Raw genomic sequence first — 934 nt, 5'->3', positions numbered from 1 at the left:
TTGTGTTGAAAGACGTGGTTCAACAACGACACCTGTACGCTCAGAGTGACCCACTGAGTGGACCATTTCTTCTGTGCGGATTAAGAAACCTTGTTCATCTAAGGCAGCAACAACTGCTTTACGGGCTTCTTCACGAGACATACCTGCAAATTCACCAGCATTTTCGTTCATTGTTGCGTCAGCGTTCATCACGTTTATACGTGGTAAATCATGACGGTTCCCTACTGCAAAGTCGTTAGGGTCATGGGCAGGGGTAATTTTTACAATACCAGTCCCAAATTCACGCTCAACATACTCGTCCGCAACGATTGGAATCTCACGATCAACTAATGGTAAAGTGATGGTTTTACCAACTAAGTGCGTGTAGCGGTCATCTTCAGGGTGGACTGCAACTGCCGTATCCCCTAACAAGGTTTCTGGACGTGTTGTAGCGATTTCTAACGAACCTGATCCATCTGTTAATGGATATGAAATATGGTAGAAAGCACCATTATCATCAGAGTAAATCACTTCCATATCAGATAAGGCAGTTTGGGCTTTTGGATCCCAGTTAATAATATATTCACCACGGTAAATTAAGTCTTTATTGTATAAATCAACGAAGACTTTACGCACAGCTTCACTTAGACCATCATCTAAAGTAAAACGTTCGCGTGAATAATCAACAGAGATACCCATTTTACCCCATTGTTGACGGATTGTTTCAGCATATTCTTCTTTCCAATCCCACACTTGGTCAATGAATTTTTCACGGCCTAGGTCATAGCGAGAAATGCCTTCTTCGGCTAATTTCGCTTCAACCTTAGCTTGCGTTGCGATACCCGCATGGTCCATACCTGGTAACCATAAAGTATCGTAACCTTGCATCCGTTTTTGACGGATAGACATATCTTGTAAAGTCACATCCCAAGCATGACCTAAATGTAATTTACCG

The 934-nt window shown here is 42.4% G+C and carries 1 protein-coding gene; it reads right to left on the bottom strand.

Features of this window, described 5'->3' with window-relative positions; genetic code table 11:
- Positions 1-934, bottom strand: a 934-nt coding sequence (locus ACRCJ0_RS15780) for a class I tRNA ligase family protein (protein WP_431391133.1), incomplete at both ends; no start/stop codon positions are given.

It is taken from the genome of Aerococcus sp. L_32 (genome assembly GCF_050689315.1).
The sequence above is the reverse complement of the archived record's forward strand: the minus strand, read 5'-3'. Positions and strand labels throughout refer to the sequence as shown.